Source organism: Poseidonibacter sp., assembly GCF_041821165.1.
In the GTDB taxonomy this organism is placed as follows: domain Bacteria; phylum Campylobacterota; class Campylobacteria; order Campylobacterales; family Arcobacteraceae; genus Poseidonibacter.
Genome location: NZ_JBGUES010000093.1, coordinates 1 through 8,807 on the forward strand (window position 1 = coordinate 1; position 8,807 = coordinate 8,807).

The 8,807-nt window shown below is 26.7% G+C and carries 13 protein-coding genes; 3 read left to right on the plus strand and 10 right to left on the minus strand.

All coding sequences use genetic code 11. From position 1 onward, the window contains the following. Window positions 1-117 precede the first annotated feature (117 nt). The 10 genes from lptC to ACERKK_RS08310 form a co-directional block, all read right to left on the minus strand. Window positions 118-651, minus strand: coding sequence for an LPS export ABC transporter periplasmic protein LptC (gene lptC, locus ACERKK_RS08265; RefSeq protein ID WP_373772608.1), 534 nt, complete (start codon window positions 649-651; stop codon window positions 118-120). Next, the gene (locus ACERKK_RS08270) at window positions 642-1,139 is read right to left on the minus strand and encodes a KdsC family phosphatase (RefSeq protein WP_373772609.1); all 498 of its coding nucleotides are present in this window, start codon (window positions 1,137-1,139) and stop codon (window positions 642-644) included. The genes lptC and ACERKK_RS08270 overlap by 10 nt, the downstream gene beginning before the upstream one ends. Then, entirely contained in the window at window positions 1,136-1,708 is a 573-nt protein-coding gene (hisB, locus tag ACERKK_RS08275) for an imidazoleglycerol-phosphate dehydratase HisB (RefSeq protein ID WP_373772610.1), read from the minus strand. The genes ACERKK_RS08270 and hisB overlap by 4 nt, the downstream gene beginning before the upstream one ends. 8 nt (window positions 1,709-1,716) lie before the next feature. Next, window positions 1,717-2,604: a septal ring lytic transglycosylase RlpA family protein gene (locus ACERKK_RS08280; protein ID WP_373772611.1), complete on the minus strand. Its 888-nt coding sequence runs from the start codon at window positions 2,602-2,604 to the stop codon at window positions 1,717-1,719. A 181-nt stretch (window positions 2,605-2,785) separates the two neighbouring features. Further along, window positions 2,786-3,574 carry a TatD family hydrolase gene (locus ACERKK_RS08285; protein ID WP_373772620.1) on the minus strand — a complete coding sequence of 263 codons (789 nt, stop codon included), beginning with the start codon at window positions 3,572-3,574 and terminating at the stop codon, window positions 2,786-2,788. Next, complete coding sequence (locus ACERKK_RS08290) at window positions 3,571-3,876, minus strand: hypothetical protein (RefSeq protein ID WP_373772612.1); 306 nt, start codon at window positions 3,874-3,876, stop codon at window positions 3,571-3,573. The genes ACERKK_RS08285 and ACERKK_RS08290 overlap by 4 nt, the downstream gene beginning before the upstream one ends. Window positions 3,877-3,934: 58 nt before the next feature. Beyond that, window positions 3,935-5,263: an ATP-dependent protease ATPase subunit HslU gene (gene hslU, locus ACERKK_RS08295; RefSeq protein ID WP_373772613.1), complete on the minus strand. Its 1,329-nt coding sequence runs from the start codon at window positions 5,261-5,263 to the stop codon at window positions 3,935-3,937. 6 nt (window positions 5,264-5,269) lie between these two features. Further along, window positions 5,270-5,806: an ATP-dependent protease subunit HslV gene (hslV, locus tag ACERKK_RS08300; RefSeq protein WP_373772614.1), complete on the minus strand. Its 537-nt coding sequence runs from the start codon at window positions 5,804-5,806 to the stop codon at window positions 5,270-5,272. A 4-nt stretch (window positions 5,807-5,810) separates the two neighbouring features. Continuing rightward, window positions 5,811-6,257 carry a 50S ribosomal protein L9 gene (rplI, locus tag ACERKK_RS08305; RefSeq protein ID WP_373772615.1) on the minus strand — a complete coding sequence of 149 codons (447 nt, stop codon included), beginning with the start codon at window positions 6,255-6,257 and terminating at the stop codon, window positions 5,811-5,813. Window positions 6,258-6,328: 71 nt separating this feature from the next. Then, window positions 6,329-6,970: a recombinase family protein gene (locus ACERKK_RS08310; RefSeq protein WP_373772616.1), complete on the minus strand. Its 642-nt coding sequence runs from the start codon at window positions 6,968-6,970 to the stop codon at window positions 6,329-6,331. 228 nt (window positions 6,971-7,198) lie between these two features. Between ACERKK_RS08310 and ACERKK_RS08315 the strand changes: the two genes are divergently transcribed. From ACERKK_RS08315 to tmk, 3 genes are all read left to right on the plus strand, one after another. Continuing rightward, window positions 7,199-7,753, plus strand: a complete 555-nt coding sequence (locus tag ACERKK_RS08315) for a UbiX family flavin prenyltransferase (protein ID WP_373772617.1) — start codon at window positions 7,199-7,201, stop codon at window positions 7,751-7,753. A 2-nt stretch (window positions 7,754-7,755) separates the two neighbouring features. Continuing rightward, window positions 7,756-8,253 carry a pantetheine-phosphate adenylyltransferase gene (gene coaD, locus ACERKK_RS08320; protein WP_373772618.1) on the plus strand — a complete coding sequence of 166 codons (498 nt, stop codon included), beginning with the start codon at window positions 7,756-7,758 and terminating at the stop codon, window positions 8,251-8,253. Next, window positions 8,244-8,807: dTMP kinase (gene tmk, locus ACERKK_RS08325; protein ID WP_373772619.1), on the plus strand; the 564-nt coding region annotated here is incomplete at its 3' end. The genes coaD and tmk, both read left to right, overlap by 10 nt.

Here is an 8,807-nt window from a genome sequence, read left to right on the forward strand (position 1 = left end):
AACCTTTTTTATCATTTGCTTCAAATTTTTGTGCATCAATTATAAGTTTATCACTTTGTGCAAATAAAAGTGTAGAACAGATTAATAAACCAGCTAAATATTTCATTGACAACCTTTTTATTTTTTATTTTTCATTTCAACTTCAAAGTGTACATTTTTTGATTTCATATTATCTTTTATTCCATCTAAATATAAGTTTGTACCTTTGATATAATGTTTATAATAATTACCTTCGTAAGGCTTAGAATTATAAGCAATTTTTGTTTTTGTATTATAAAATAGTTCATCTGTTTTTAAATCAACAAAATCATCTCTTTTATAAAATACATTTTTTCTAAGAGTTATATCATCTGCTTTTTTTATAATAACTTCTGCTTTTAGCTCTTCAAAATTATAGTTTTCTTCTGGTTTAGAGTTTTTTAAAGTAATAGTTGCGTCATACATTTCATCTCTATTTTTATATCTTACTGCATGAGTAGCATCTATAATTTTAGAAACATTTTTTTCATCTAATGTATACATTAAAGGTTTATCAAATACTACTAATGGAATATCTAAACTATCATTTGTATTTAGTTTATTTTCAACAGGTATAAAATATCCCATTACTGATACTATTAATAAAATGTAAGCAAAAAACCTTATATCCATGCGTTTAAAAAGTCCTTTTCTATTTCATCTTTTTTACAAATTATTTCAATCATTTCTCTTACTGCACCGCTTCCACCTTGGTTTTGGCAAACAACATCAACAAACTCTTTTAATACTTCTGTTCCATTTTTTGGAGTAAAAGATAAACCTGCTTTTTTAAGCATTTTGTAATCATTTAAATCATCACCAATAGCAGCAACTTCATCCCAAGTAATACCCTCTTCATCAAGAATACTTTGAAGAACTTCATCTTTATTGTGAATACCTTGATGTAAGTGTTCTATTTTTAAATCATTAGCCCTTCTTTCTACGATTAAAGAGTTTCTTCCTGTAATAATGGCAGCTTTTTTACCTAGTTTTTTAGTCCATGTAGCAATTGCTAAACCATCTGCAACATCAAAAGATTTAATTTCATCGCCATTATTTGTATAAGTAATTTTACCATCAGTTAAAGTACCATCTACATCTAATACAATTAATTTAATCATAAAACACCCTTAGTACTTGGAATTCCTAATCTTTCATTTTTTACTAATGCTCGTCTTAGTGCAACTGCAAATGCTTTAAATGCAGCTTCTAAAATATGGTGTTTATTTCTACCTCTATCTTGAATTATATGTAATGTAATTCCAGCATTTCCAGATACTGCATGGAAAAATTCTTCTGCTAATTCAACATCAAAATTTCCAACTTTTTCAGAAATATTAAGTTCATAAACTAAAAAAGGTCTATTTGATAAATCTAATGCACAAGTAACAGCTGCTTCATCCATAACAACAGTTGCGTTTCCATATCTTTCAACTGCTTCAATTGGGAAAATTTCATTTTTTAAAGCTTTTCCTAAAACAATCCCACAATCTTCAACAGTATGATGAGCATCAATATGTAAATCACCTTTACAAGATAAATCAATATCAATACCACTATGTTTTGATAAAGCTTCTAACATATGATCAAAAAAACCAACACCTGTATTTATATTTGATTTTCCTGTTCCATGAATATCAATTTTACATTTGATATTAGTTTCTTTTGTTTCTCTATTAAGTTCTGTCATGTATAACCTTAATTTTTAATTATTACTGCATTATCTAAAATATTTAAATCTTTAAATAATTCTGCTTGATTATATGAATTAAATCCAGTGATAAATACTTTATGTAAAGATCTTGAATTTGAAGATACCTCTTTTACAACTACATTATATTTATTGTTAAATAGTGACTCATATTTTTTCTTAGTAGCAATTGCACCCTCTTTTTTACTAAATGCTCCAACTTGAATATTGAAATTTTCAGCAGTAATTGGTTTATTCGTATTTGTTACTTTTTCAATTGGTTTAATATCAAGTAATGGTTCTATTTTGTTTTCAGCAATTCTATCTGGCATTTCATTTATAGGAGAAAGAGAATCATCAATTCTTCCGTTATAACCTAAAACTTTAATTTTAACTTTTGCTGTTCCATTATTTACCATATCAATTTTATGTGCTGCTGTATTTGATAAATCAATAATACGACCTGCAACAAATGGACCTCTATCATTGATTCTTACAACAACTGATTTACCATTTTCTAAATTATCAACTCTAAGCATTGTATTCATTGGTAAAGTTTTATGTGCTGCTGTCATAGCATACATATCGTATATTTCACCATTTGATGTTTTTTTCGCATGAAAACTTGGACCATACCATGATGCAATACCTGTAAACTCATCACCTAAATTTGCAACCATTGGATAATATCTTTTTCCAAATACACTATAAGATTTTAAAGTAGCTCTATGCATAGCTTTTGAGTTTCTTATATTTTTATTTGAATTATGCTTATAAACTTTACTAATATCAGCTCTATGAACAGTACTTTTTTCTGAACATCCTGTAATTAATAAGGTACTTGTAATAAAACCTGTAAGAATACAATTTTTTATAAGTTTATTTGAAAATTTCAATTCTTCTCCTGTTTTATAATACTTGATTATATAATATTTGCACAATTTTTATTCTGGAATTTTTATAGAAGTTTTTTAAATTTATTATATAATCAAATATTTTTAAATATTAAATGCATTAATATCAAAGATAAACTTCTTATTTTAAGAAAATTCCTTTCTAAAATAAGAAGAATTATATCTAAGCAATACTAGAAAACTCTTTAAATAATCTAATAGCATTCGTAGTTGTCAGTTCTTGAATTTCATTTTCATCTATATCTAATAGTTCTGCCATTTTTTTGGCAACAAATACAGTATAGTATGGTTCATTTCTTTCACCTCTATGAGGATGAGGAGTTAAATACGGAGCATCAGTTTCAATGATTAATTTTTCTCTTGGAATTTTAGGTAAAACATCAACTAATTTTTTAGCATTTTTAAATGTTAAAACCCCACCAATTCCAAAATAAAAATTATGATCAGCTAAAGGTAATAAATGTTCACTTGCATTGTAACAATGAAGAACTCCACCTACACTTTTAGCATCATAATCTATTAAAATCTGTCTTGAATCATTAGAAGCTTCACGAATATGTACAATTAAAGGTTTATTTACTTTTTTTGCAAATTCAATTTGCGAAATAAAAACCTCTTTTTGTTTTTTTATATTGGCTTTTTTCTCTTCTTCGTCTTCTGGAAGTCTAAAATAATCTAATCCACATTCACCTACTGCAATACATTTAGGATGATTTATATACTCTTGTAGTACTTTTTCATCATACATATCAATATCATAAGGATGAATACCCACTGCAAAGTATACTTCTTTATATTTTTCAGCAAGTTTTACAGATTGTGGTAAATCATTAAAATCAGCCCCTGGGATTAAAAAACCTTTAACCCCATGAGAAAGTGCATTTTGTATTACTTCGTCAATATCTTCGTAAAATTTTTTGTTGTCTAAGTGACAATGTGTATCTATAATTATGACAGCAACTTTTTTTCTACAAGATTTATAATATTATTAATTTTATGAATATCAGCACCTTTAATCCATGCATCAATTCCAAAGTTTTTAAATGCATCATAATCACTTTCATCGTCAATTACTGCAATTGAAACAAATTTTTTCTTACATGCATTTGCTTTATTTTCTTCAAATTCAAAAATTGTATCAATATTGATAATTGCAATATCAGCTTCACCAGAAGCACCACTATGGAAATGTTCTACTTTGTGATTAGAATCAAATAGTGATTCATCCATTTCGAAAAAAGTAACTATGTTCATGTAAATTCTCCCAGTATTAATTGAATTTTATTCTAGCTAAAAATTATTAATTTATAACTTATAAGATATATCTTGATAAATCTTCGTTATCTACAATATCATCAAGTTTTTCAGATACTAACTCTTTTGTTATAATAATTTTTTCACCACTTCTCTCATCTGCATCATAAGAAATATCTTCTAATACTTTTTCAATAACAGTGTGAAGTCTTCTTGCACCAATATCTTCTGTTTTCATATTTGCTCTAACTGAATAATTTGATAAAGAACGAATTGCATCATCATCAAACTCTAATTCAACATTTTCAACTTTTAATAAGGCTTTATATTGTCTTAAAAGTGAGTTTTTAGTATTTGTTAGAATTTTATATAAAGCTTCTTCATCTAATGATTCTAATTCAACTCTTAAAGGAAATCTTCCTTGTAATTCTGGTAATAAATCACTTGGTTTAGAAACATGGAATGCTCCAGCTGCTATAAATAAAATATGGTCTGTTTTAATTTGTCCAAATTTTGTTTGAACAGAACTACCTTCAACAATTGGTAGTAAATCTCTTTGAACACCCTCTTTACTTGGATCTTGATTTTGATTTGTTTTTCCTGATGCAATTTTATCAATTTCATCTAAGAAAATAATTCCACCATTTTCAGCTCTTTTTAGAGCTTCAACTTTTATAGCTTCTTTATCTAATAAATTTTCACTAGCAACACTTCTTAATAGAACTTTTGCATCTTTAATAGTTACTTCTTTTTTAATTTTATCTTTATTTAATCCACCTAACATTTTATTTAGGCTTTCTTGCATTGAAGACATATCTAAAGGCATTGATGAATCTAAAATTTCTACATGAGCTTTTTTAGGAACTTCTATTTCAATTTTTTTATCATCTAATGAACCATCAAGAAGTTTCTTTTCCATTACATTATATGTTTTGATAAAAGATTCTTTTGCACTTTCACTTGCAGTTTCAGGAAGTGGAGGAACAAGTTTTTCAATTATTTGTCTATGAACTTCATCTTCGATTTTTTCTTTAATTTTTTCTTCATAATCAGCAGTTACAATATTTATTGATTCATAAACTAAATCTCTAATCATTGATTCAACATCACGACCTACAAATCCAACTTCTGTATATTTTGATGCTTCAACTTTTACAAAAGGAAGTTTCATCATTTTTGATAATCTTCTTGCTATTTCTGTTTTACCAATACCTGTACTTCCAATCATTAGAATATTTTTAGGCATAATTTCTTCTTGAAGTTCAGGTTCTACCTGCATTCTTCTGTATCTATTTCTTAAAGCTAATGCAATAGTTTTTTTAGCATCTTTTTGTCCAATGATATAATCATCTAAGTATGTAACTATCTGTTTTGGTGTCATATCCATACTTTTTTAATCCTCTATTGTTAATATTTTAATATTTTGATTTGTGTAAATACAAAGTTCACCAGCAATCATTAAAGATTCTCTTACTAAGTCTTCTTCATCTAAATCTGAATGTTTTGCTAATGCACGAGCAGCAGAAATAGCAAAGTTTCCACCAGAACCAATAGAACAAATTGCTCCATCTTCTGGTTCTACAACATCACCAGTTCCTGATAAAATAAAGATATTATCTTTATTTAATACAATCATCATAGCTTCTAATCGTCTTAATACTTTATCTTTTCTCCACTCTTTTGAAAATGCAATAACGGCTTTTAATAAATCACCTTTTGTATTTTCTAAGTGAACTTCAAACATATCAAAAAGATTAAACGCATCAGCAGTACTACCTGCAAATCCTGCTAAAATTTTATCTTTGTAAAGTCTTCTAATCTTTGTAGCATTACCTTTTAAAACTGTATTTCCAAAAGTAACTTGACCGTCACCTCCAATTACAGCTTTATTTTTACCTTTATAGGCAAGTATCGTAGTTGCATCAAACATTCAATTATTCTCCAATAATATCAATTTTTAAAGTTGCATTAACACCATGACCTAACTTACACGTTGCTTCAAAAGTACCTTCTGTTTTAATCTTTTTTTCTAAAGAGATATGTTTTTTATCTATTTCAATTGAGAATTGAGTACTTAAAGCTTCTGAAATTTCTTTATTTGTAACAGAACCAATTAAGTGACCATTTGCACCAATTTTATGTTTAATTGTTAATTTAGTAGAATTTATTTTTTCAGCTAATTCTTTTGCTTCTTGAAGCTCTTCTGCTTCTTTTTGTGCAATTTTTCTTTGCTCAGATTTATATCTATTTAGTACCTCAGGTGTTCCATGTTTAGCAAATCCCTTACCAATTAAAAAGTTTTTTCCGTAACCATCTTTAACTTCATGAACTTCTCCAGCTTTTCCTAAACCTTTAACATCTTTTACTAATAATACTTTCATATATAATTCCTATAATTTAAATTCGTGGATATTGTACCAATATTTTCGTAAAGCTATTATAAATAGGATAATTAATTTATAATCTCTTCACTTGATGGTAAGTTTTCTCTTATATTTCTTTTTTTGACATAATTATTTAATCCAATATGGTTATTATAACCAAGCAGTTTTGCAATTTTTCTAACAGATAATCCAACTGAAAGTAACTCTTCAATTTTATCTCTTTGATTATCAAATTTTGACTTTTGTATAGTACCAAAAGGTTTTCCAAGAGCTATTCCATTTAATTTTTTTACAATTAAAGCCTCTTTTGTTCTTAAACTCATAAGGTTTTTTTCAAGACTTAAAGTCATTGAAATTACTCCAAGTACCATTTGTGTTAGCATATCGTCATCATCAATTAATTCTAGTTTTTGCTTAACTACTAAGATTCTTATCTTATTTGATAAAATATGTTTTACTATTTCTAAAATATTCTCAATTGTTCTTCCAAATACATTTAAATCTGCAACAATAATTGTAGATTTTTTTTCACAATCTTTTAGTGATTCTAAAATGTATTTTTCATCATTTGATGAAGTTATATCAATTTCAATGTTTTTATACACACTAAAGTTATTACTTTGAATATACTTTTCAAGTAATTCCATTTGCTCTTGTACATAACTTTGATTATTTTTATTAACTCTAACATATGTGAAAATTTTTGACATAAAAGTCCTTTTAGAAATAAGTATAATTATTTTTAAATCTTATATTTTAATTAAAATTATACAAAATGTTAACTGTAATATTATTAACCTTTGCTTAACAAAAGAAGTAAAGTTCCTAAAAAATCGATAGTTTCGAACTCTTAGCTTTTACATTGATAATCCATCTTGAATTCAAAGTATTTTTTTGCTATTATCTTGAAAATTTAATAATGATTAAAAAGGTTTACTTTGAAGATAACTGTTGCTATTTCAGGTGCAAGTGGGGCTAATTTAAGTATTAATTTTATAAAAAATTTACCTTCAGAGATTGAAGTTTTTCTAGTATTATCAAAAAGTGCAAAAACTGCTTTAAAATTAGAAAATAATATATCTGTAAAAAAACTATTTAAAGATAAAAAAAACATCCAAATTTTTGATGATTCAAATATAGCTGCACCAATTGCTTCAGGCTCTTTTGAAGTTGATAAAATGATAATTTTACCATGTTCAATGAACACACTTGCAAAATGTGCAGTTGGTATTTCTGATTCTTTGATAACTAGAGCATTTACTGTAATGCTTAAAGAAAAAAGAGAGATAGTTCTAGCTCCAAGAGAAATGCCTTTAAATTCAATTGCATTAGAGAATATGCTTAAATTATCGAATTTAGGTATTACTATTGCACCTCCTGTTTTAGGTTACTACTCTAATCAACAAAGTTTAGAAGATATGGAAAAATTTTTAATTGGTAAATGGTTTGATTTACTCAAGATAAAACATAACTTATATAAAAGATGGGAATAAATATGTCTAAAGATATTGAAAACAAATGTGAAGCATCTTATAACAAAGCAATTTATAGTGGTACATTTGACCCTATTACAAATGGTCATTTAGATATTATTAGAAGAGCTGCAAATATATTTGATGAAGTTGTTATTGCTGTTGCTAAAAGTGAAAGAAAAAAGCCTATGTTTTCTCATGAACAAAGAGTAGAGTTTGCAAAAGCTGCTACAAAAGATATACAAGGTGTAAAAGTTCTAGGTTTTGATACCCTACTTGTTGATTTAGCTGATGATTTAAATATAAATACAATTATTAGAGGTTTAAGAGCTGTTTCTGATTTTGAATTTGAACTTCAAATGGGATATGCAAACTCATCTATAAATAAAAGAATTGAAACACTTTATTTAATGCCAACACTTGAAAATGCTTTTGTATCATCAACAATTGTAAGAGAAATTATTAGATTTAAAGGTAAATTCCAACACTTAATTCCAAAGGAAGTATTAGAATGTATGTAGTAATAGAGGGTATTGATACAGCTGGTAAATCTACACAATTAGAACTTTTACAAAAGAAATATTTATATGCTCTTTTTACAAAAGAACCAGGTGGAACAGAAATTGGAGCTAAGTTAAGAACAATGGCTTTAAATGGTGAAGCAAAATCAAAAATTGCAGAAATGTTTTTATTTTTAGCAGATCGTGCTGAGCATATTGAAGAAGTTATACTTAACAATGAAGATAAAATGATTATTTCAGATAGGTCAATGATTTCAGGAATTGCCTATGCTTCAAATTTTGATTTAGATAAAATGATTGAACTAAATTTACTTGCAACAAATAATATACTTCCATCTCATGTAATATTATTAGAATTAAGCCCTGAGGAATTAAAGTATAGATTATCTCAAAAGCAAAATGATGCAATAGAATTAAGAGGAATTGATTATCTAATTGATATTCAAAATAGAATGAAAGAAACAATAATAAAACTTGGAATTAACCATCTATTTATTGATGCAAGTTTAAAAATAGAAGAAATAGAAAAACAAATAGAGGATTTTTTAAATGAG